The organism is Paenibacillus sp. FSL R7-0312 (assembly GCF_038004445.1).
In the GTDB taxonomy this organism is placed as follows: Bacteria; Bacillota; Bacilli; order Paenibacillales; family Paenibacillaceae; genus Paenibacillus_AQ.
The window spans coordinates 6,800,808-6,823,400 of sequence record NZ_JBBORE010000001.1; the positions used below are offsets into that span (position 1 = coordinate 6,800,808).

18 protein-coding genes are annotated in these 22,593 nt (G+C 48.7%); 8 read left to right on the forward strand and 10 right to left on the reverse strand.

The genetic code is table 11. From position 1 onward, the window contains the following. The first annotated feature begins 72 nt into the window (after positions 1-72). Positions 73-2,307, forward strand: coding sequence for an AraC family transcriptional regulator (locus tag MKX70_RS29540; RefSeq protein WP_042234351.1), 2,235 nt, complete (start codon positions 73-75; stop codon positions 2,305-2,307). A gap of 136 nt (positions 2,308-2,443) precedes the next feature. Here MKX70_RS29540 and MKX70_RS29545 read toward each other — a convergent pair whose 3' ends face one another. The 3 genes from MKX70_RS29545 to MKX70_RS29555 all read right to left on the reverse strand — a co-directional run bounded on the left by MKX70_RS29545 (position 2,444) and on the right by MKX70_RS29555 (position 3,789). Further along, the gene (locus MKX70_RS29545; RefSeq protein WP_197073061.1) at positions 2,444-2,683 is read right to left on the reverse strand and encodes a hypothetical protein; all 240 of its coding nucleotides are present in this window, start codon (positions 2,681-2,683) and stop codon (positions 2,444-2,446) included. A gap of 316 nt (positions 2,684-2,999) precedes the next feature. Beyond that, the gene (locus MKX70_RS29550) at positions 3,000-3,389 is read right to left on the reverse strand and encodes a hypothetical protein (RefSeq protein WP_042234347.1); all 390 of its coding nucleotides are present in this window, start codon (positions 3,387-3,389) and stop codon (positions 3,000-3,002) included. A gap of 139 nt (positions 3,390-3,528) precedes the next feature. After that, complete coding sequence (locus MKX70_RS29555; RefSeq protein WP_042234345.1) at positions 3,529-3,789, reverse strand: hypothetical protein; 261 nt, start codon at positions 3,787-3,789, stop codon at positions 3,529-3,531. 1,055 nt (positions 3,790-4,844) lie between these two features. Here MKX70_RS29555 and MKX70_RS29560 point away from each other — a divergent pair. The 3 genes from MKX70_RS29560 (at position 4,845) to MKX70_RS29570 (ending at position 8,408) form a co-directional block, all read left to right on the forward strand. Next, positions 4,845-5,825, forward strand: a complete 981-nt coding sequence (locus MKX70_RS29560) for an ABC transporter permease (RefSeq protein ID WP_052416168.1) — start codon at positions 4,845-4,847, stop codon at positions 5,823-5,825. A 12-nt stretch (positions 5,826-5,837) separates the two neighbouring features. Beyond that, a complete protein-coding gene (locus MKX70_RS29565) occupies positions 5,838-6,722 on the forward strand; it encodes a carbohydrate ABC transporter permease (RefSeq protein ID WP_039304534.1) in 885 nt (294 codons plus the stop codon). 141 nt (positions 6,723-6,863) lie between these two features. Further along, complete coding sequence (locus tag MKX70_RS29570) at positions 6,864-8,408, forward strand: ABC transporter substrate-binding protein (RefSeq protein ID WP_042234341.1); 1,545 nt, start codon at positions 6,864-6,866, stop codon at positions 8,406-8,408. A gap of 104 nt (positions 8,409-8,512) precedes the next feature. On the opposite strand, the gene MKX70_RS29575 is transcribed toward MKX70_RS29570, so the two are convergent. Continuing rightward, positions 8,513-9,313 (reverse strand): AraC family transcriptional regulator, encoded by an 801-nt coding sequence (locus tag MKX70_RS29575; RefSeq protein ID WP_042234338.1) that lies wholly within the window; start codon positions 9,311-9,313, stop codon positions 8,513-8,515. Between the two features lie 138 nt (positions 9,314-9,451). On the opposite strand from MKX70_RS29575, the gene MKX70_RS29580 reads away from it, so the two are divergent. Then, positions 9,452-11,701 (forward strand): FAD-dependent oxidoreductase, encoded by a 2,250-nt coding sequence (locus MKX70_RS29580; protein ID WP_042234334.1) that lies wholly within the window; start codon positions 9,452-9,454, stop codon positions 11,699-11,701. 105 nt (positions 11,702-11,806) lie between these two features. Here the strand turns inward: MKX70_RS29580 and MKX70_RS29585 are convergent, their stop codons facing one another. Continuing rightward, positions 11,807-12,922 (reverse strand): glycoside hydrolase family 88/105 protein, encoded by a 1,116-nt coding sequence (locus MKX70_RS29585; RefSeq protein ID WP_042234332.1) that lies wholly within the window; start codon positions 12,920-12,922, stop codon positions 11,807-11,809. 36 nt (positions 12,923-12,958) lie between these two features. After that, positions 12,959-14,743: a glycoside hydrolase family 2 protein gene (locus tag MKX70_RS29590; protein ID WP_340841407.1), complete on the reverse strand. Its 1,785-nt coding sequence runs from the start codon at positions 14,741-14,743 to the stop codon at positions 12,959-12,961. A 537-nt stretch (positions 14,744-15,280) separates the two neighbouring features. Between MKX70_RS29590 and MKX70_RS29595 the strand changes: the two genes are divergently transcribed. The 3 genes from MKX70_RS29595 (at position 15,281) to MKX70_RS29605 (ending at position 18,314) form a co-directional block, all read left to right on the forward strand. Further along, positions 15,281-16,198: an ArsR/SmtB family transcription factor gene (locus tag MKX70_RS29595; protein ID WP_042234324.1), complete on the forward strand. Its 918-nt coding sequence runs from the start codon at positions 15,281-15,283 to the stop codon at positions 16,196-16,198. A 141-nt stretch (positions 16,199-16,339) separates the two neighbouring features. Then, positions 16,340-16,759 carry a hypothetical protein gene (locus MKX70_RS29600; protein WP_063840069.1) on the forward strand — a complete coding sequence of 140 codons (420 nt, stop codon included), beginning with the start codon at positions 16,340-16,342 and terminating at the stop codon, positions 16,757-16,759. A gap of 157 nt (positions 16,760-16,916) precedes the next feature. After that, positions 16,917-18,314 carry a SpoVR family protein gene (locus MKX70_RS29605; protein WP_340841408.1) on the forward strand — a complete coding sequence of 466 codons (1,398 nt, stop codon included), beginning with the start codon at positions 16,917-16,919 and terminating at the stop codon, positions 18,312-18,314. A 291-nt stretch (positions 18,315-18,605) separates the two neighbouring features. Here the strand turns inward: MKX70_RS29605 and MKX70_RS29610 are convergent, their stop codons facing one another. From MKX70_RS29610 to MKX70_RS29625, 4 genes are all read right to left on the reverse strand, one after another. Next, positions 18,606-19,538 carry a VanZ family protein gene (locus tag MKX70_RS29610; protein ID WP_042234274.1) on the reverse strand — a complete coding sequence of 311 codons (933 nt, stop codon included), beginning with the start codon at positions 19,536-19,538 and terminating at the stop codon, positions 18,606-18,608. Between the two features lie 68 nt (positions 19,539-19,606). Continuing rightward, a complete protein-coding gene (locus tag MKX70_RS29615; RefSeq protein WP_042234272.1) occupies positions 19,607-19,798 on the reverse strand; it encodes a hypothetical protein in 192 nt (63 codons plus the stop codon). 13 nt (positions 19,799-19,811) lie between these two features. Then, the gene (locus tag MKX70_RS29620; protein ID WP_042234270.1) at positions 19,812-21,764 is read right to left on the reverse strand and encodes an ABC transporter permease; all 1,953 of its coding nucleotides are present in this window, start codon (positions 21,762-21,764) and stop codon (positions 19,812-19,814) included. After that, the gene (locus tag MKX70_RS29625; protein WP_042234268.1) at positions 21,739-22,509 is read right to left on the reverse strand and encodes an ABC transporter ATP-binding protein; all 771 of its coding nucleotides are present in this window, start codon (positions 22,507-22,509) and stop codon (positions 21,739-21,741) included. Before MKX70_RS29625 ends, MKX70_RS29620 begins: the two co-directional genes overlap by 26 nt. Positions 22,510-22,593: the final 84 nt, after the last annotated feature.

The window sequence follows — 22,593 nt, forward strand, 5'->3', positions numbered from 1 at the left end:
TCCCATCTTGTCAATGAATAGCTTGTCCCCCTAGAATAGGTGTAGTAGGATTTACATAAAGGGGCGATCATCTTGGGAAAGAGAAAGAAACTGTATACCCGCTTTTTTATGAGCCTGACCCTGATCTCTGTCTGCTGCATTCTGGTACTGGCTATGGTGATCTTCTACTGGTACCGGAACATATCGATTGATAATGTCGACAAGGCTAACCAGAATGTGCTGCTAAATACTGAAACCGTATTCACGAACTATAAGGAAATTGTTCAGAACTATACGATGGACTTCTATGCCAACCCGAACATCAGTGCCCTGATGCGGAGCGGAGAGACGGACTGGAGTGACCAGCTCTACAGTGTCTTAAGCCAGATTCGCGGTGCGCTGGTCGTTAACCAGTATCTGGAGAACGCCTATATCTTCGGGGAGAAGGAACCTTCTGTCATCTATGAGAACATGCCGCTAAGCCCGGAAGCCAAGCTGGAGCTGGCCCGGAGGATGCGGAGCAGCCGTATTATTGAATCTCCCTTTGTGTGGCAAACCACCCAGAACAACGGCACGCCTGTCACCCTGCTGACCGTCTTCTATAACGACCGGGCCTTTGCAGACAGCGAATATTACGGCGCAGTTGCGCTGACCGTCAATCTCGCCAAGCTCCAGAACAATTTGTTCACTCAAAAAGAAGGCGGAACTACACGTTATGCCGTCATTGACCAGAATGGCGAAATTCTCATGCACAGCACACTCTCCGGCAGCACCTTACATCCGGAGATGCTGAAGCAGGTCGCTGCCTCCACCTCTGGAAGTGGCTCCTTCGTCTATAAGGGCAACGGAGACAAGCAGCTGATTACTTATGTGTATTCCGCGCAGGATAAGCTGTGGTTTGTATCAGAGATGTACTATAAAGACAGCATCCGTGAGCTTGCAAATGCCCGCAATCTGATGATTGGTCTCTGCCTGGCTCTAATACTGGCTGCTGCTGTAACTGCCAACCTGATTTCCCGGCAGATCTATAAACCGATCGGCAGGCTGTTTGGCAGCATCGCTAATATCTCCGGCAATGAAGAAGCCTTGAAGGCCGGCAGTGACCTGGATACCGTGAATCTGGAGCTGGAATCTATAGGTGTGAAGCTGGCTCAGCTCAAGAAGGAGAGCGACGGCAGTGCCCTGATGCGCTGGCTGCTCTCCCCGCGCGGTGCGGCAGACCCTTCCGGCGGCCTCCCGATGATGGGCATCGGCGCAACGGAAGGTGCTTATTGTGTCTGTGTACTGGCCGTGCTGGAACCGGGACAGACCGGGAATGCCCCGGAACCTGTCCAGGAAGTCATTCACCGGATTCAAACTGCATTCTCGGAGCTGGCCGAGGTTCAAATCTTCCGCCCCCATCAAGGGTCGGCCGTCCTTATTCTGAGTGAGCTCTATAGCGGAAGCTTCGGGGATTATGCCCATTACCGCAGTACATGGGAGGAGCTCGCTGCAATATACCTTAAGTCCGGCGGCCGCTGCGCGTTCGGCATCAGCGGGCTGGAAAGTGATCTGGGCCTGCTGAAGTCCAAATACGCTGAAGCAGCAGACTGCATGCAATATCTTAAATTCCATGCACAGCAGAATATCATATTCGCCGACGATACCGTCCATCTGAACAGCAGCCCGGTTCCAGACAGTGCGCTTGAGCCGGTACTGCAGGCGGTAAAACAGCCGGAGCTGGCCAGCCACATCCCGCAGGCTGTGGAAAGACTGCTGGCGGTAGCCTGCAGCTACCGTGCAGAGTCTGCTACCGTTGCTGTATCAAGGCTTGCCTTTGAGCTGAACCGTACGGCAGATCTGAGCAGCGGGGGCAACCGCCATTCCGGCTTTCTGGATGATTATCAGCAGGTGTGGCGGATTCAGAGCTATGACAAGCTGCGCGAGTGGATTGAACACAGCTGCAGCGCAGCCGTGGGACGGATTGCCAGCATGAGTGCGGTGCAGACCCGCAGCATTGCCGCCGAGGCTGCCGCTTATATTAGGGAGCATTATAACGACCCCGCCCTGTCGCTTAATGCGCTGGCCGAGAAGCTGTCGGTCAGCCCTGCCTACCTCAGCAGGCTGATTGCCGAAGAGGTGGACAGCAGCTTCCCGGACTTCGTCAACCAGCTGCGGCTGGAGCAGGCAGAACTGCTGCTGGTCACGGATCTTACGCTCGATATCCGCGAGATTGCCCGCCGGGTCGGATATAACAGCAGCACTTATTTTACAACCCAGTTCAAAAAGCGTTATGGCGTCACACCGTCCAAATGGAGAATGAATCACATTCTGCAGTCGCAGGAGTAGTGGGGGCTGGAGGGGAACGGACAGGGACGGATAGGGGGAAATGGAAACAGCGGCAGCCAAGGACGGATGAGGTCCTGGAATGCCGCTGGTTTGTTGAGCTAAGTTTTTTACTCCTTATGAATAAGGTTTACTCCCCCTAAGGGAATTTAAACCCGCCTAATCCATATGTACTATTAATTTGTTTAATATAATCTTCTTTATCAAAGTGAAACGTTTTTGAGTTATTAATTAACTGTTCTCTGCCGTCAATGAAAGTCCAAGTTACAATGTCTTTATTCATTTCAATAAATGAATATACCGCCCCACACCCCAGATCAGCACATGCAGGGCATATATATATTGAATTCTTTCCATTGGGGAAATCTGGCTGACTCAATAATATCAACCTTGAAATGTGTTTTAGCTGAAAATCCTCACTGCCCCACCCTAAGCATGATACAAAATCATAATGCTTAGCATAACTATCATATAAGGATTGTCCGTCAACTATAAAATCCGCAAAACGTATGGGTCCCGGATAACCATCCCTTAGACGCATTTTAAATTCAATTTTCGATTTTTTAATTATCCTCACCTCTTAATGATAAGTGCTCACCGAATCAATCTGATTTTATCAATAGTTCATTCAAAATTTGTGTTACCTCTGCATATCCGACGATCCTAGTGCCCTCCTGTATAAGAGTACCCATTAATTATTGCGGTCTAGGTCCAGCTTTAAGCCATAACACGTCATATCCCATATTCTCGAGTATTTCTAACCCATCACTGAACTCAATTCTGTTTGATCCACTCCACCCATTTTCCAGACCATACACTATAAACTGCTTCACTACTCCCGGGTAATTTAAGTTAAAATCTTCAATATCATCCGAGTCCGTCTTCTTTAAGCGAACACCAACTAGCAGAGGACTTCCTGAGATTGGGTCATCCCATGTACAAAATCGGAAAGAGCATGCCACATTCTTCTGTCCTTTTAATGATACAGAAAGATTGATTTCGCTTACGCCTTGGTGGTACTTTTGGTTAATCACATAAACGTAATTTTTATCTTGAACCTTGATTTCCCTAGTTTTTTTCTTCATATATTCATCACCTATTGGAAATTCTCCGTTTGCAACATATTCTTCTTATCCAAACTCCAAATCATTCTTAGCCAGATCCAAAGCTGTGTTCTTGATCAAATTTTCTATTACAAACACTTCAGTTATGTGAGTCTTCTTCCTACTTTCCTCTTACAGCATCTATAATAGCTCTCTTCACATCATCACGGATTAAATGTATAAATTTAATAGACAAATCCAATTTTTCTAGAGTTGTATCATTGTATAGCTGCTTTTCACCAAGTGAATTAAGCTCGCCAACCAGTTCGTCACCTAAGGATGGGAGCCCGCTCCGAACCTCTATTATGGAGAAATCATGGTCTTCAGTCTCTACAGCAAAAAACCCTAAACGCCGATACTCTGTATGCACACGACCTCTCATTATTTTGCTCCCTTCAAATTAAAACAATTGAAATTATTTATCTTTTTCTATGCGGAAAAGGATTATTTCCCTATGAACGGTTGTGGATTTTGCCCAAATCTGTTGGCTTATCCTAACTAACTCTCTTACCTTTTACACGGTACAGCTCTGTAAAGACTTAAATGTTGTACATATGAGACAATTTCATAATTCAAATCCGAGCATAGTTACACGTACAAAATCGTTATTATTAAGAATAAATATTCGGAGATCACTCTATTTCCAGTGCTAGCGATCATCAAGAAAAGCGGTTAATACGGAATTCTCCTGGTGAAAAATGTTTATGAAATTGTCTCTTTTATGCAGGATTTTCGCGCCAGCCCCATGCTTTCTTCCTCAAGTCTATCATTTAACTTTTCAATCCACCATTTCATTCTCCACAGCTTCGCCTCTACTATAACGTCAGAAATAAATTAATGAAAACCACATTGGCAAATTGCCTAGTAAGGTTTGCGGTTTGTGGTTTAAAGTAACCAGCTACCTGTATGCATTAGACTTAACTGCACTTTGTACAACTAAATCGTCTGATTTCCCACCAATTCTCCGTTTAGTTGTATTTCGTACAATTAAACGGGCACTTGTTAATAGTTTTCACTCGTTCCAGCAAATTTAGTTGTACAGAATACAGTTATACGATGCAAGCCTACCTTTTCGCTGGTTTTAATTGTACAGAATACAACTATCTCTGAATTTTCAGTTGGAACGCTGAATACATAAATTGCTGCATTGAACGAACTCACTTCTTTTGCTCTAAAGTTGTACTTGTCCCCCAAATCCAAAACTCCCTTCCCATTCACAACGCCATTTCCCCGCTTGTATCAGGCATTTAACCATCCCAATACAGAAAACTTCTGCTTTTTCTGTTTTTTTAAGCCCGCTCATTCCGCATTTTTTAACTTTTTCCCGTTTATTATGATAGCGTTTACATTCTGCGCCGGATTATGATTTGCCTTGTAAAGCGTTCTCCTGAATCACGGGATGAAATGATAACGCTAGCATAAAGGAGTGGACTGTATATGACGCAAGAGGCAACACCCGGCACCCCGGGACAGCTTGTCCCGGCAACGCGGACTGTCAGCGCCCGGCGCTTCCGCAAATCCCTAAAGAAGGACAGCTCGCTGTATCTGCTGGCCCTGCCGGGCATCATCATTCTGATTTTATTTGCGTACCTGCCGATGAGCGGACTGATTCTCGTCTTCAAAAACTACAACTTTAACGACGGGATTTTCGGCAGCCCGTGGGCGGGCTTTTCCAACTTCGAGTTTTTCTTCTCCAGTATGGAGGATGCCCTGAGGGCGACCCGCAACACAGTTATGCTGAATGCGCTGTACATGCTGACCGGCACTTTTTTCTCGGTGGCTATCGCCATTATATTGAATGAGCTGCGCAGCAAGTGGTTTATCAAAATCACCCAGAGTGTCATGTTCTTCCCGTATTTCATCTCCTGGATCATTATCGGAGCCATCCTGTTCTCCCTGCTCGACTATGACAAAGGGATTCTCAACCAGCTGCTGCAATCGCTTGGCCTGTCGCAAATGGACTGGTATTCTAGCCCGTGGCTGTTCGTAGTGATCCTGGTGCTGGCGAATATCTGGAAAAGTGCCGGCTACGGTGCGATCATCTACTATGCGGTGTTACAGGGAGTGGACACCTCCTATTATGAAGCGGCCCGGATCGACGGTGCCTCCCGCTGGCAGATTATCACCAAAATCACGATACCCATGCTGATTCCTTCAATCATCCTGATGACACTGCTCGGAATCGGAGGCATGCTGAAGGGCGATCTGAGTATGATCATGGGCGTAACGTTCCTTAATCCGCTGCTGCTGCCCACTACCGATATTATCGACGTCTATGTATACCGCACGGCCATCCGTTCCGGTGAATTCGGCTTCGCTTCCGCCATTACGCTCTATCAATCCGTCTTTGGATTCATTCTGGTGCTGGTAGCCAACAAGCTGGCCGGCTGGTATGACAAAGACAGCAAACTATTCTAGGAGACCGATACGATGCAAACTACTGAAAACAAAGGGCTGGTTATTTTCTTCTATGTCTGTATTGCGGTATTCTCGGTCATTTGCCTGGTGCCGTTCGTGCTGGCGGTATCCGGTTCTCTATCTACAGAGTCGAGAATTGCTGCGGAGGGCTATTCCTTCTGGCCCCGGGGGTTCACGTTCGAAACCTATCAATTCTTGTTTGGCTCCAAAGCAGAGCAGATTCTGCGGGCCTACTCCATGTCGCTGGTCGTAACAGTACTGGGCACGCTGACCGCTGTACTGGTGACAACTGCTTATGCCTACGTCATCTCCGTCCGGAATTTCCGGCTGAAGAACTTTTTCGCCTTCTTTGCCTACTTCACGATGCTGTTCAGCGGCGGCACACTGCCGTGGTATCTGCTGAGCACCAAATACTATCACCTTGGCGATACGCTGCTCGGCCTGTTCATTCCCTATGTGCTAAGTGTGTTCCTGATGTTCCTTATGGCCAACTACTTCCGCAGCATCCCGCATGAGATTGTCGAGTCGGCACAGATCGACGGGGCAGGCCATCTGCGGATTTTCTTCAGTATTATGATTCCGCTCGGCCGGGTCGGACTGGTGACGATTTCACTCTTTTATGCGCTCCAGTTCTGGAATGACTTCTATCTGCCGCTGATGCTGGTTAACAATCAGGATCTCTATACGATCCAATACCTGATGTACAACATGATGGCGAACATTCAGTTCCTGGCCTCCGGCAATGCCGCACAGGTGGGAGGTGCAATTATTGCCCCGCCGCTGGAGACTGCGAAGATGGCGATGACCTGTCTGACCGTTCTGCCGATCGCTATTTTGTATCCTTTTCTCCAGGGATTCTTCGTTAAAGGTATTATCGTGGGTTCGGTGAAAGGCTGATCCTCCGGACACATTGACCTAATATTGGTTGCATCAGGTGTGTGCTCCCGTGCTCCGACATGTTGTACAATAAGCTTACGGGAGCACCGCCTTGGCAATATAAGCCTCACAGATTAATTCTAATTCAGGAGGGTGTTCATCATGACAAAGAAAAAAGGCTGGTTAAGTTTGCTCCTGGCAACTGTATTCCTGGTAAGCGGCTGTTCGCAGGGCAATAATGAAAGCGCTAACCCTGGTAATACGGACAGCAACAGCAATGGAGGCTCAGCACCGGCAACGGCGGCGGGCAGCGGGACTGAAGGCACGGCTCTGGCGCCGGCCAAGCTGAAGATCGTACTGTACGGGGACGAGTCGAACCGGATGAAGGAGCTGGCCAAGACGGAGTTCTATGATGTGATCAAAAAAGAAATCAATGCCGAGGTTGAATTTCAGTTCCTGCCCTGGACGGAATACGGCGGCGGCAAAACGGACCTGATGCTGTCGACCGGTGAAGATTTCGCGACCTATACGGATGCCAACTATATGGTGAAATCTGTCGCCAAAGGACTCTACACCGACCTCACTCCCTATATCTCTGCAGCAGCAGCGGATTTGAGTGCGGCAGTGGACGAGGCATCCTTCCGGGCCTTCCAGCTAGAGGAGAAACAATATGCGGTACCTGTAGGCAACAAACCGAATTCCGCTGAATTTTACAGTGTGCTGGTCCGGCAGGATCTGCTGGAGGAAGCAGGAATGACACAGGTCTCCTCTCTTGCGGAGCTTGAGCAATTCTATGATAAAGTCCATGCGCTTCACCCCGAGCTGATCGGATATGCCAACACGGACGCCCGCAGAATGCTGCAATATGACTTCACCGACAAGAATCTGTACTGGCAAAATGATTTCATCGCCCTCGATGAGTCTGCCAAGGATGATCAGATTATCAGCTGGTTCGAATCCCCAGAATTCAAGACCTATGCCGGTCTGATGCACGGGTGGTACGAGAAAGGGATCATTCCGAAATACGCCGCAACGAATGTGCCTCAGTTGCAGTCTGACTGGAACTCCGGCAAAGCAATGTTCTGGGCAGGAACCGCAGCACGTCCGTTCGAAGGCGCAGCTACCATCTCGCAGGCAGTGCCTGAAGCCAAGCTGGTTAATTATTTCCTGGGCACCGGCCGTCCAAAAATCAGCAGAGGCACCTACAGTACCGCCTTCTTCGTCTCTGCCGCAGCCAAGGACCCTGAGCGTTATGTCATGTTCTTCAACCTGCTGCAAAAAAAACAGGAGCTGTACGACCTGTTCGCCTATGGTATTGAAGGCACCGATTATACGCTGGATGCTAACGGCCGTCTGACCAAAATCAATACCGATTCACTGATTCCCGATTGGCTGCTGATGAACAAAAACTTCATGCGCTTTGACAACACCGTACCGGATGATTTCATTGCCGATTACAAAGCATGGGATGACGGAGCAATTATCTCCAAAGGCGCAGGCTTCAACTTCGACAATACTCCGGTCAAGAATGAAGAAACCAAGCTGAACGGCGTATTCACCGAATACCTGGCCCCAATCGGCAGCGGTTTCAGTGATTATGATTCTGCTTTCCCTAAGGCCCTTGAGCGGTTAAAAGCGGCCGGTATCGACAAATACATCGCCGAATACCAGAAGCAGTTCTCTGAATGGTATGCGAAGCAGCAATAGAATTCAGCCGCAGCTGCACAGCGGTGTGACGATGACAGCCTTCATATGAACTTACCGGCAGCGCGCCCTCCTTATTAGGAGAGGCGCGTTTGTTTGGCGAATTATTATAGCCGGTGCAGCTTGCGGTATCTGGATGGGGTTAAACCAAGCTTCGCGCTGAACACGCGGCTCAGGTAGAAGCCATTCTCATAACCGCACTGCTGGGCGATGATTTCAATGGACTGTGTGGAATCTTCAAGCAGCAGGCAGGCTTTTTGGAGCCTGATTCCGGTCACAAATTCTGAAGGTGTCGCCTGATAAGCTGCCCGGAACCGCCGTGTTAACTGCACCGGTGTGATACTAAGCGTGGCCGCCAGCTCCTGCATCGTCATAGGGGTGCAGGCATGCTCAAGCAACCATTGCCTGGCCTTCTGCATATCCTGATCGGAACTCTCCCCTTCGGATTGCACTTCCTCCGCCGCAAAGCTGCGCTCGATATCAAGGAGTCTCCACAAATCCTCCAGCATATGCTTCATTCGTCCAAAGCCCGGCTCCTCCTGAATGCTTCTTCCGATGTTCCTCATATAACGGTAAGTCGACAGCAGACGCTCCACATCCCTGACCGTCCACCTTCCGCCTAGCGTTGCGGCTGCTTCTTCAAGCCCCGGCTTCTCCTCCCATTCGAACTGGATGAAATGAAAGGTTAAAGTTGTCACCGTTCTCCGGTAAAAGGCCGTACCCGGAGGACATACGATGATATCCCCCCATCCGGCCTCTCCCTCATGATCTCCGAACCGGTAGGCGAATTGTCCTTGTTCAACCGCAAAAATCGTCCACACGGGATAGGTATCATGCTCCAGCAGGAACTGCTTTTTCTGCTCCCAATAGAGATAGGCTACTGGATGAACTGACCAATTATTTCGCATGCACAGCTCTCCCTCCAAGCAATAACGAAATGAAATAAAGTATATACTCTCAGAAATTATATGCATGTTATTTGATGATATATTATTTTATCATGAAACTACGGATATATTACCATAAGTCAGAGGAGAGGTTCAATAATGCGCAAAGAAACGGTCCAAACGGATGTCACCGTTATAGGCGGAGGTCTGGCGGGAGTATGTGCGGCGATTGCAGCGGCCCGTCTAGGGCAGAGTGTCTCACTGGTCAATAACCGTCCAGTACTTGGCGGCAACTCCAGCAGTGAAGTGCGGGTATGGGTGTGCGGCGCCACCTCGCATGGCATTCACCGGTATGCCCGGGAGACGGGGATTATGGGGGAACTATTTGTAGAGAACCAGTACCGCAACAAGGACGGGAATCCGTACCTGTGGGATATGGTTGTGCTGGAAGCCGTGCAGGCAGAACCGAATATTCAGCTGTTCCTGAACACGGATGTGCATGAAGCCGAGGCCGATGAGGAAGAAGGCGGCGGGCGGCGTATCCGCTCGGTTACCGGGTGGATGATGGGGTCAGAGCGGAGCATCCGCTTTGAGAGCCCGGTCTATCTGGACTGCACCGGAGACGGGCTGGTCGGGTTCCTGGCGGGTGCAGAATACCGGATGGGCCGCGAAGCGCATGATGAACTGGGTGAAGAATGGGCACCGCTGGTTGCAGATGATATTACCCTCGGCAGCACCCTGCTCTTCTATACCAAGGATGCCGGCCATCCGGTCAAATATATAGCTCCTTCAATGGCCATAGATATTACAAAGACGTCCATCACTGAGAACCGCATCATCCGCAGCGGCGATAATGGCTGCGCCTACTGGTGGATTGAGTTCGGCGGCGAACAGGATACGGTTCATGACAATGAGGCCATTCGCAACGAGCTGTGGTCGATTATTTACGGGATTTGGGACTATATTAAGAACTCCGGGAATTTCGATGCCGGGAACATGACGCTGGAATGGGTCGGTTCGCTTCCGGGCAAACGCGAATACCGCCGCTTCGTAGGCGACTATATCTTGAACCAGAACGATATCCTTGCGCAGCGGGAATTCACGGACCGCATCGGCTTCGGCGGCTGGTCGATTGATCTGCATCCGCCGCAGGGAGTCTATGCCACCGAATCCGGCTCGAAGCATATGTATTCTGACGGCAGCTACCACATTCCGTTCCGTTCACTGTATTCCGTGAATGTGAACAACCTGCTGATGGCCGGCCGTGACATCAGCGCCTCGCATGTGGCGTTCGGGACGACCCGCGTTATGGCTACCTGCGCGGTCATCGGCGAAGCGGCCGGCACCGGCGCTGCGCTCTGCGCTGCCAAGGGAGTAACGCCGCGCGAACTGCATGCGAACCACCTGAAGGAGCTGCAGCAGACGATGCTCCGCCAGGATGCCTCTATCCTGGGTCTGAACAATGAAGACGCAGCCGACCTGGCACTCCAGGCTGCCGTCAGCGCCTCCAGCGAACGGAACCGCTTCGCAGTGGAGCATCCGGCATTCAGCGTCCCTCTTACAGCTGACATCGGCGTCACCCTTCCGGTCGATCCTCTGCTGGAAGGAATGGAGCTGCTGATCGACGCAAGTGAAGCAGCGGAGCTGACCGTTCAGCTATGGGAGACCGGACGTCCCGAGAATTATGTTCCCTATGCGCTTCTGCAATCCGCATCGGTTTCTGTCATCTCCGGTACGCAGCAATGGGTGAAGCTCGACCTGCGCTGGCAGCCGGAGACGCCGTGCAATGCTTTTCTGATCATCAAGGCTAATGCGGCAATCACCCTGCATATGGCAGATCAGCCGACTTCGGGGATGCTCGCCTATGGGCACAGCAACACACCTGTAGTATCCTTGGATTTCCAGAATCAGCCCGCACAGCCTGTAGTCCTGTGGGACAAAAAGAAATTCGATCACACGGCCCCATGCATCCGCATGTCTGGGCCAACCCAAGCCTTCGCCGCAGACAAGGCAGTGGACGGATACCTGCGTCCTTACGGCGGCCCGCATCTGTGGTCCTCTGACCGAATGAACTCCGGCCGCCCGGAATGGCTTGAGCTGGCCTGGAGCGCACCCGTAACCCTCCGTGAGGTGCACGTTACCTTCAATGACGATGTCAACGAGGATCTGATTAACCTGCATCATCATATTACGCCATATGAAGTCCTGCCGACGCTCGTCAAGGATTATCGTATTGAAGCTTACGTGAACGGCAACTGGACGGCAGTCGCCGCAGGAAGTGACAATCACAAGCGCAAGCATGTGCACCTGCTGAGCGAAGCTGTCGTAGCAGACCGCCTGCGCGTTATCGTTCTGGAGACGAACGGCAGCGAGTACGCGGAGATTATTGAGGTGCGGGTGTACGAGTAACCGGATACAGAAGATACAACAGCCTAATCCTTTGGCGTAACTGCTCAAGGATTAGGCTGTTTGTATCCAAGAAGAGATGAATAAATCTATGAGCTTACGCTGAGTTTATTTTAGAGCTTCATACAAGGCAATAAGAGTCAGGGACTGTCCGTATGCCATCGGCATGAGGGTAATGTTCTTGTAATGATCCTTATCCATTCCCATCCCGGTTCCGGCCGACACATTCAACACAGTTCCATCTCCGCTAATATTGTGACATACCGACTGAATAGCCTTATCTGCCGCAGCCTGATAGGAGGAATCGAGAATACCGGCTTTAATGCCTTTTAGGATACCTGCGGCAATTGCAGCCGAACCAGATACCTCTTCATAGCTGGTGGGGTCCTGCAGAACTGTATGCCACAGGCCGGAAGCTGCCTGAAGGGATACCAAGGCATTGACCTGAGCTTTATACGTATCCACCAGAAATTTCCGGATACCCGGGCTAATCGTATCCTGGCAAGCTTCCAGGTAATCGACGATGCCATAAGTGAACCAGGAATTACCGCGGCACCAGAAGATACTGCCGAAATTATCATTGCGTTCGAAGCTCCAGCCGTGGAAGAACAGGCCGGTATGCTTGTCGAACAGATACTTGATATGGAGCAGAATCTGGTGTTCAGCTTCATGCTGCCACTCCGGCCGGTTGAACTTGCTCCCGGCCTGGTTCAGAAACAGAACCGCCATAAAGAGCGTATCAATCCATAACTGTCCATTGTGCAAGTGAATTTCATCCCGGTTGCCAATGGCAGTGACCGTATGCTGAAAGCCTCCTTCTTTGGTTTTGGGCAACTCATGAAGGAGCCAATCCGCATGTTCCCGGCATAGCTCTTCCAGTTGGCTGGAAGGCTCAAGCTGATCCAGGAGCAGAACCAGAGCCAAATAAGGAGCTGTCGTATTAATGTTTTTGGAAGGCAGTCCAACCTCCAGATTACGGGAATACCAATTCTGTAAAAATTCAATATAGCGTTGATCGCCGTAAACCTTCTGCAGCTTGTAAAGACCATACAGACCGACGCCCTGCGGCCAGTCCCATTCTTCAATTCCGAAATCCCGTTGCACAATCCCTAACTTTGTATCGGCCTGAACCACGGTTTTATCCTTTTCATAGTCGCTGCCGCCCAGATTCATAAGCTTATCTACTACCAGCCCAATTTTTTGAAGCAGGTTTTCATTTGTCATGGATTCCTAAGCTCCTTGTCATTCAATATGTTCAGGCTAAATGGTCCGCAGATGCCATTGACTATTAATTTCTTTAATTAACGTCATATCGCATTTGGGTGTTCGATCATAGGCCAATAGACCGTTAATTTCTTGCTCCACATCGTTCAACTGCGTATAACAGTAACCATAAATAATCTTAGAAGCGTATACAGCCTTCATGATTCTCTCATATTCCAGAACAAGATCCTCGGAAGATTGTGCACTGGTATATCCCCAACCATCGTCAGCGCCTGCCTTATAGCTTATCCCGCCAAATTCAGTTAACAAGATCGGCTCTCCCCGATGCTCATAACCGTCTGCATATATACTGCGGGCCGATGGAGTTGAAGCAAGCATCGTCTCCTTCGTAGACAGCATCCGCTTATACTCTTCATACTTATTAGGCTCATCTGCCCGGCCATGCTGATAATTGTGTACCGCACATATGTCAGTCCGTGTCATTTCCCATCCATCATTCGATATCACTAACCGGGTATCATCCAGGGAATGAATAAGACTATACATGGCTAAGCTGTGATACTGCTGCTGCTTATCCGATTTCACCCTCGGAATTCCCCAGCTTTCGTTAAGCGGAACCCAGGCAACAATCGAGGGATGATTGAAGTCACGATCAATAATTTCAATCCATTCTTTGGTTAAACGGGCCACAGCATCACTATTGTAAGAAGGGCTGGCAGCACATTCTCCCCATACCAGGAACCCTAGCCGGTCCGCCCAGTACAGAAACCGCGGGTCCTCTACCTTTTGATGCTTACGGCAGCCGTTGAACCCTAATTCTTTGGCTAATTCAATATCTGTCTTCAGGTGTTCATCCGTTGGCGCAGTAAGTAATCCTTCCTGCCAGTAACCCTGATCGAGTACAAGCTTTTGATAATAAGGTTTGTTATTCAGATAGACCATACCGTTCTCTGTATGAACTTTCCGCATGCCGAAATACGACTGTATACCATCCACCTCAACCCCATGATCGTAAAGCTTCATTTCAACATCAAACAAATTAGGAGTTTCCGGAGTCCAGGTCCAGCCGGCATGATGAAAGTTAGTCCGGAATATCTTCAAACCAAAGAGATCTACCGTTCTGCGCGTTATGGGCTGCAACAATCGTACCCGATCCTGAACCACAGGCACTCCCCGAAAAGAAATACGGATATCCAAATCTAATTCTTCTGATCCGTATCCCCCACATTCAGCCTCGATGCCAATGCTCCCTTGATCTACATCGGGGTGGAACTTCACCTGATGAATATAAACAGGGTTCACCGCCTCCAGCCACACGGTCTGCCAAATCCCTGTCGTGCGGGTATACCAGATGCTATCGGGCTTCTCAAGCCAGAACTGTTTGCCCCGGGGTATAGTCTCATCCTGTGAAGGGTCCTCCACATGAACAGTCACCTGTTCCTCCTGTCCGGTTAAAGCATGCGTAATATCAAAGGAAAATGGAGTGTGCCCTCCCTCATGCATGCCGATATAATGACCATTCACATACACCCAGGCTCTATAATCTACCGCTCCAAAATGTAAGACAACACGCTTCTTAACCCAACCTGGATCAAGTGTGAAATTACGCTTATACCAGACATAGTCATGAAAAGAGGTATCGTGTATTCCACTTGCAGGGGTTTGAAAAGCAAAGGGAACTTGAATGGTCTGACTAAAATTCTGGCTTGGATCATACCATCGCTGTGCAGCTCCAACATTCTTGTCATCAAATTCAAATTGCCATGCTCCATTTAAGTTTAGCCATGCGTCTCTAACTAACTGTGGACGCGGGTATTCCATCCGATGTGACATCTAGCTTCATCTCCTATCCTATTAGTCCCGAAACAATAATAGTTAACTTTTGTGCGAGTTCAACAGTAACCCTTCCTCACAAGCAAGCAAATACTATCATGATGAAAGCGTTCTTTCAAGCTTGTATCAACGTTATTCGTGATTTTCAACTTTGTGGTATACAAAATAAAATTACCGCTCAACTGAACCTAATATTGTTAACAAAAAAGTTAACAATAAGTTATAATGTTCAATATCCGCTAAATAAGACTCACTAAAGAAATTAACAAAAAGCAAAAGAAGCGGAGGGGAAATTTGGAACTGTAGGAGCGGTAGCGACCGCCTGAAAGCTTTCCGCAGGAAAGCTCGCTACGGAAGCATACCCAGTCACCGGATTTCCACCACGAACAGCGGATTGGATGAAGAAATCTGGGGACAACAGCGGCCGGAAGTCCAAAGGTTCACCGCAGTGACGACGAAGCTTCAAGTTCAATACTTAAGTGCGTCTTATATAGAAGCTATATTGATCCCGATGAGGAGGTACTTATGTTCTTAGAACTCGATGAGAATGGTATTTCTGTTTTGAAAGCACTGGCCTCTGACACAAGAGCTTCCATTCTCAAACTATTGTTACATACACCGCTTACGGTCAGTGAGCTCGCGAAAAAGCTAAACTTAAGCAAAGCTATCGTTTCACGCCATATCCGGTTACTGGAGGACGCCAAGATCATCAAGCTCCAGGACAACTTAGAGGTTACTGATAGCCGAAAGAAGAATTTCATTCTTGCTGTTGATCATATTGCCCTCAACTTACCGAAGAAGCTCCATCTTCCTTTTAATGTAATTACTAATGAAATTAAGCTCGGATACTATTCTAATTTTTCGGTCACCCCTACATGCGGATTAGCCAGCCCCGCCAAAGTAATCGGAAAGTTAGATGATCAACGGACCTTCGTATCCAATGACCGGATCGATGCTTCCTTACTTTGGTTTGCCGAGGGCTTCGTTGAATATATGATTCCGAATGAGTTCAACCACAATTTCACTGCAGAATTATTAGAGTTATCCTTAGAGCTCTCTTCAGAGTTTCCTGGTTCCAACAATAATTGGCCAAGTGATATCGCTTTTTATATCAACGATGTTTTTATAGGCACCTGGACGGCTCCAGGTAATTTTTCAGATGTGCGCGGGAAATTAACACCAGCCTGGTGGGATAATGAACTAAGCCAGTACGGCCTTTTGAAACATTTAAGAGTCACCAAGAAAGATACTGGAATAGACGGTCAAAAAATATCATCGGTTACCCTTGCCCATTTAAAGATCGAAGATTCCCCCTTCATCAAGCTGAGGATTAGTATTGATGATCATTCTAAGAACAAAGGTGGACTTACTATTTTCGGGGAGCACTTTGGAAATTATTCACAAAATATGCTACTTAAAATATTCTACACCGAGGTAGAATAATAAATATTTAGGCTGGCTTCGAATCTCCAAGGGGTTTACGCAAAGAGGCTCTCCATGAACGATGTACATCGTTTTGGAGAGCTTTTATATGGATCATATTCTGATACAATATAAGGACAAACCAAATTCGAGGTGCCAGCCATGCAATGGGAAGAGGTTCGGAAGATTTATCCCAATCAATACGTCAAGCTGCAAATCCTTGCATCACATACCGAAGGCAACACTAAGTTTGTGGATGAAGTCGCACTGATCCGTGCTATTCAAGATCCCCAAGAAGCGACTATGGAGCTTCTACAATCTAAGGACGGCGTGATTGTGTCACATACCGGAAATGAAAAATTGAAGGTTGAGATTCGTGTTTTTTGTAGACCGAGAGTGGCTCGAATGGCCAGAATACATACAGATGAACAAAAGAAGCAAATGACTTCGATTATCTTCAATGATGAAGGTGTTCTCTCCCAACTTCAACAAGCTCAAAAGGATCGCAGAGATGGAATTTCCACATACAGTGACAGCGAAGAGGAGTTTGCCCAGTTACTGAACAAGACCCAGAACGAATAAATAGCCTAACCTCTTTGCGTATTCGCTGTGGGATAGGCTATTTTTTGTACAATAACTCATCTGCCCTCTCATGCCTCACTCTTCCCCATCATACTCCCTCCCCTCCGCCCATATACATAAGAAGAACGGTTCACAAGCTGGAAGGAGAGATGGATGCATGCCCGGTGATGAGATTAAAGCGCTGGAACGGGCGATTGCCGAGATTACGGAGATTGCTACCGGCTTCGGCCTCGATTTTTATCCGATGCGTTATGAGATATGTCCTGCGGATATCATTTATACCTTCGGTGCCTACGGGATGCCCACCCGGTTCGGACATTGGAGCTTCGGTAAGACTTTTCATAAAATGAAGTCGCAATACGATTTCGGCCTGAGCAAAATTTACGAGCTCGTCATTAACTCGAACCCGTGCTACGCCTTCCTGCTCGACGGCAACTCCCTGGTGCAGAACAAGCTAATCGTAGCCCACGTGTTGGCGCACTGCGATTTCTTCAAGAACAATATGCGCTTCTCGATGTCCAACCGGGATATGGTCGAGAGCATGGCGGCCACCGCCGACCGGATCAACGATTATTCCGTCACCTATGGAACGGATGCGGTAGAGAGCTTCATTGATTCGGTGCTGGCGGTCCAGGAGCATATCGATCCCAGCCTGATCCAGCCGCGCAAGCTCGGCAAGACCCATCTGCTCGAAGCCAAAATGAAGGAGCGCAAGGACTTCCCGCCCGGCGGTCCCGGACCGGCACATGCCTACAGCGAGCTGTGGGATCTGGAAAAAGGCCCGGATGCCGATACCCCCGCGCCGGAAACCGCCGGCAAACGCACCTTCCCGCCCGAGCCGGAAAAGGATATCGTCTGGTTCATCCAGCAGTATTCCACCGCTCTGGAGGATTGGCAGCGCGACATCATGACCATGCTGCATGACGAAATGCTCTATTTCTGGCCGCAGATGGAGACCAAGATCATGAACGAAGGCTGGGCTTCGTACTGGCATCAGCGAATTATGCGTGAGCTGGATCTGACAGCCGAAGAGACCATCGAGTACGCCAAGCTCAACTCATCTGTAGTACAGCCCTCACGCCAGAGTCTGAACCCGTATTACCTGGGACTGAAGATCTTCGAGGACATCGAACGCCGCTGGGACCGCGACAAAATATTCGAGGTCCGTGAACTGGATTCGGACACCTCTTTTATCCGCAGCTATCTGTCGAAGGAGCTGGTGAGTGATCTCGACCTCTATGTCTTCGAGAAGAAAGGTCCGGAATGGAAAATCACCGACAAAGCCTGGGAAAATGTGCGTGATCAGCTTGTGCTGGCCCGGGTTAACGGCGGCTCCCCGTACCTCGTCGTCCAGGATGCCGACTATGAGCGCAACGGGGAACTGCTGATCGCCCACCACTATGAGAGCATCGAGCTGGATCTGAAATATCTGGAGCGCACGCTCCCGCATATCTACGCCCTCTGGGGCCGCACCGTACATCTCCAGACCGTCGTGGAAGACAAAAAAGCCCTTTTTACCTATGACGGCAAAAAGGTGCAGCGGAAGTTTATGTAGGTAACGTGTATATGCTCGACTAACAAGCCGCAGGCTGATTGCGAAATGCAATTACTCTGCGGCTTGTTTGAAAATATAAGAATTTATACGTTGCAAATGATAACTTATCCTTCTATTTCTCGCTGAATGGGTACCGTCCTTTATGAGGACGGCGAAGCCGTTTCTACTTGTCGTATTAGACTTCGAAGTCAAACCGTCTACCAAGCGGTATCTGAAAATCCTTAAACACATTCGACTGCACGCTATCCTGCTCCGAATATAAGAGTTCAGCTGTAAGCCTGGGCTATGAACTTAGTTCCAGAAATATTGCATCTTCTTATACCCGACATCCCATATTTTCAATTCGCCCTTAATCGTGAGCTTCAACTCGTTCCCCGGCTCGAGGGGTATCCAGAATGGAGACGGGTACACTTCCGGATTACTCCGCTGATATTCTCCAGAACCGGTCAGGATCTCCCTGCCATCCAGGGTCATACTGATGCTTCCGGAATAATCTGTGGGTTCAGGGTTTCCGTAATTGAAGGAGAAAATCGTCTGTCCCTCAGACTTGTACGTGAACGTTCTGGAATCTCCGTCTTCAGCGCCATATAGGTTATAGCGGAGCGGTATCTTCTGTCCGTTGATTTGAATACTGTCCGGTTTAGCGGATGAATTGCCCGAACTGTCCGTCCATTCAGTGATCGCCGTAAACGGACCCTCTACTTTAGTTATTATTTTGTCTACCACCGCCCCTAATCCCCATAAAGCTATAAAGAGAACCAACCCCGATATAGCCGTTGCCACCAGATTGCGCCCGAGGCTGCGGGAACGAAAACCAAGCTTGTAGGCCCCAAAACCGAGGGCTGCTCCAATCGTATTCTGAAGCGCGTCGTTGATATCGAAGCTGCCCAGGAACGTAAGGGCCTGGATTGTTTCCAGCACAAGAATCCCTATGAAGAATAAGGTGATGAACCGGACGAAGCTGACCCGGTACAGCCATGGAATCAATATACCGAAAGGAATAAAAGCAATAGTGTTCCCGAAACCCACCATACTCATTAGGCTGGGATGCAGAAGATCAGCTGGAGACGGCAGCTTAATGAAGTTGTCAGGCATAAAAATAAAGGTGTAGCCAAGCGAGTGGTCATACGATTCTCCTCTGCCGAAGGCGAAGAACATAAAATAAAGAACAAGCAAGGTATACAATACGGTTATGGTTAGAAGAATCTTGCGTTGTTTAGCCATGGTTAACTCCTTTGCGGGATGTATATTGTTAAACTGAACTGACGGGCACATTGTACCACATCTTACAATCACCTGCTAAGTGGTTTCATGTAACCCTCTAGTCTAACCTTCATCCTCCTCTGACACTGCGCCGCCGGGGGTCTCGAAATATACTCCAGCGCAATCTCAGCAATCTCCTCTGCCGTCAGGTTCTCTCTTAGAAGCTGCTCAAAATAATCAATACTTCGTTCGATCTCCCTGCTGTAATTCAGATGCGCCACCAAATCTTCCTGTTCAAACCATCATTTTCTTCAGACTGCGTATATATCGTGATTTCACAATGATGAAAAAGACGCTTTGCAGAATCAGATACCCGGCAAATGTGATCAGTACCGGCTTGAGCACATTCATTATTCCCGTCTCCAGGATAGGGCTGATGACAACCAGACTCTGAACGGCAGCCACCACAATGGGTATATAGAAGAGTATCGCAATCTGTTTGGTTGCCGATGCTGACATTTCACTTGTGCTTAGCCCGATCTTGGATAACGCACGGTACATACGAATATCTGCAGCCAGATCACTATGCAGCTTGAAGTATAAAAAACTGGCCGATGCAACCGAAAAAATCAAAGCAACAAAAACACTGACGAAACTGAGCATGGCTGTACTTTGTTTAAGGAGCCAATAATTAGCGGCGCGTGAAGTTAAATCGAACACCTCATCACTTTCCCCTTCCATCCCGGTATTCCATTGTCTCAGCTCGGTGCCTACGATGTTCTCCTGACTGTCGATGGAAGGCAGTGAACCTGTATCCCATGCCGGAACCTTATAGTGATAACTGATATAAGGTCTGACCTCCTTTCCCTCTTCAGCCGATCGGGCTACTCTTACCACCTCCATCCACTTCTCCGGCACAATCAGCACAGGAGCAAATGAACTGATGAACCCAATCGATTCTGTAGTAACGCTCTCCTTGACATAGAGGGATACGGCGGGCTGTTCAGCCAAGGTCACCATTTGGTCACGGATATAATCATTCTTCTCAACCTCTGGCGACGCCAGAAGAACTACTTCATTTGAGCCCAGTCTGGTTACGACCGGGAGACCAGCCAAAGGCGCAAGCTCATTATATTGGGCAAGCCCGATCAGATACAAGCCGTTCTCACGCCCCCCCTCATCCTGGACCGAGGCAGAGAGCAAGTCGGTTCTCTTCTCCGTGTACTCCACACCCGCTGCCTTAAGCTCCTGGTGAATTTTGCTCCGGTCCGGATCTGCCGATGTGGTCCGGTAATACGTTTGGGTGATGGCAAAAGGTTTCCCGTTGTACTCTTCTCTTCCGGCCTGAATGATGGACAGAACATACCCTGCCCCCATACTAGCCAAGGCTGTGACTACTGTAATCATAAATAACATCCGCGAGTTGTCCCGCAGTTTATAGCTCATTTCTGAAGTCCACAACAGCCGCGTGCCACGCCAGGTAGACCTGCGGCTGCGCTTAAGCAGACGAATGAAAACAACAGACAGCTGGGAGTAGAACAAATAGGTGCCGGTAATTCCCGCAATAGCGGCCGAAATAATAGCAGAGGGACTGAGTTCAATCCGCAGGGCATAAAATCCGATAATCAGCAGCACTACGCCAATTAAGGACAGAAGGACGGAGGCTTTTGGCTGTTTTTTCGGTTTAACATTTCCCTGAAGCAGATCCAGTACTTTGTTATTGCGGATAAGCAGCAACGTAAAGATGGAAATAAACAGAAACAAGGAGACGAAGGACAGGGAGGTGACCCGCATTGCTTGGACAGGCCAGTAGAAAGGTAAATCCTCAATTCCAATTGTCCTCGTGCTGAGCAGCAGAAATAATTTGGAGAGAAGCATCCCCCCTGCGATTCCGGTTACAATGGCAACAATGCCGATCAGCATATTCTCAAGGAAGATTAGCCGGTTAATCTGGTTTGGCCGGGCACCCAGGATGGTTAGAATCCCAAACTCCAGATTACGTGATTTCAAAAACGTTCCGATGGAATACAGTACGAAGAAAAAAGCGAATACATACACAATGTAGGCTGCGACCTGCATACTCGTTACCGCCATGGGACCCATATCCTGACTCGCAATCCCGGGATGATAAATGAATACGGAATAAGCAAAAAACACCATGACCATAAAAGAACTGCTCAGGAAATAAGCAATATAAGCCCGGGCGTTACGCCGTACATTATTAAACGCGAATTGAGGAAAGCTCATGACTATTCCCTCCCCAAAACGATAGTGTGTCGATAATTTTCTGGAAAAAGGCCTGACGGTTATCGCCACGGTGAATTTCGGCAGCCAGCTTGCCGTCCTTAATGAAGATGATCCGGTTACAGTAGCTCGCTGCCTGCGGATCATGGGTAACAAGCAATAGCGTGGTGCCTTGCGTACGGTTAATGTTCGCCAGCGATTCCATAACGATCCGTGAGGAATTAGAGTCCAGGGAACCGGTTGGCTCATCAGCCAGGATCATCGCAGGAGAAGTAATAATTGCGCGCGCAAGAGCAGTCCGCTGCCGCTGTCCGCCCGATATCTCATAGGTGCGTTTATTCAGGATATCCTTAATGTTAAGTTGTTCAGCAACCTTCTGCAGCAGAGAATCCATCTCGCTTAGCTTACGGTTGTCTAGGGTAAGAGGAAGCACGATATTCTCAGCTACGGTTAATGTCTCTAGCAGATTGAAATCCTGAAAGACAAAGCCGAGTTGTCTGCGGCGGAAATGGGCCAGATCTTTCTTATTCAGCTTATAAGGATTATTGCCGTTGATATTCACCTCTCCGGAGGTGGGCTGGTCGATAGTGGATACCATATTTAGAAATGTGGTTTTACCGCTGCCTGAGGGTCCCATGATACCTACAAATTCCCCGCTCTCAACACTGAGATGAATATCTGTAAGTGCCTGGGTCTTCACTTTGCCGGGATATACTTTATTCAGTCCTTTGACTTCCAATACGATCACTGAAATCATCCTTTCCTTAAGGAAACAAGTGTTTACCTGTGTGTTGGTCTTTATCCTTGTTCCAATGTACAGGATGAGCTATTC

Excerpts from the sequence above, each read along its gene's own strand:
- MKX70_RS29550 (WP_042234347.1), bottom strand. The coding sequence starts at position 3,389 with ATGAAGAAAAAAACTAGGGAAATCAAGGTTCAAGATAAAAATTACGTT.
- MKX70_RS29600 (WP_063840069.1), top strand. The coding sequence starts at position 16,340 with ATGCAATGGGAAGAGGTTCGGAAGATTTATCCCAATCAATACGTCAAG.
- MKX70_RS29565 (WP_039304534.1), top strand. The coding sequence starts at position 5,838 with ATGCAAACTACTGAAAACAAAGGGCTGGTTATTTTCTTCTATGTCTGT.
- MKX70_RS29555 (WP_042234345.1), bottom strand. The coding sequence starts at position 3,789 with ATGAGAGGTCGTGTGCATACAGAGTATCGGCGTTTAGGGTTTTTTGCT.
- MKX70_RS29580 (WP_042234334.1), top strand. The coding sequence starts at position 9,452 with ATGCGCAAAGAAACGGTCCAAACGGATGTCACCGTTATAGGCGGAGGT.
- MKX70_RS29570 (WP_042234341.1), top strand. The coding sequence starts at position 6,864 with ATGACAAAGAAAAAAGGCTGGTTAAGTTTGCTCCTGGCAACTGTATTC.
- MKX70_RS29575 (WP_042234338.1), bottom strand. The coding sequence starts at position 9,313 with ATGCGAAATAATTGGTCAGTTCATCCAGTAGCCTATCTCTATTGGGAG.
- MKX70_RS29620 (WP_042234270.1), bottom strand. The coding sequence starts at position 21,764 with ATGAGCTTTCCTCAATTCGCGTTTAATAATGTACGGCGTAACGCCCGG.
- MKX70_RS29605 (WP_340841408.1), top strand. The coding sequence starts at position 16,917 with ATGCCCGGTGATGAGATTAAAGCGCTGGAACGGGCGATTGCCGAGATT.
- MKX70_RS29590 (WP_340841407.1), bottom strand. The coding sequence starts at position 14,743 with ATGGAATACCCGCGTCCACAGTTAGTTAGAGACGCATGGCTAAACTTA.
- MKX70_RS29610 (WP_042234274.1), bottom strand. The coding sequence starts at position 19,538 with ATGGCTAAACAACGCAAGATTCTTCTAACCATAACCGTATTGTATACC.
- MKX70_RS29595 (WP_042234324.1), top strand. The coding sequence starts at position 15,281 with ATGTTCTTAGAACTCGATGAGAATGGTATTTCTGTTTTGAAAGCACTG.
- MKX70_RS29560 (WP_052416168.1), top strand. The coding sequence starts at position 4,845 with ATGACGCAAGAGGCAACACCCGGCACCCCGGGACAGCTTGTCCCGGCA.
- MKX70_RS29585 (WP_042234332.1), bottom strand. The coding sequence starts at position 12,922 with ATGACAAATGAAAACCTGCTTCAAAAAATTGGGCTGGTAGTAGATAAG.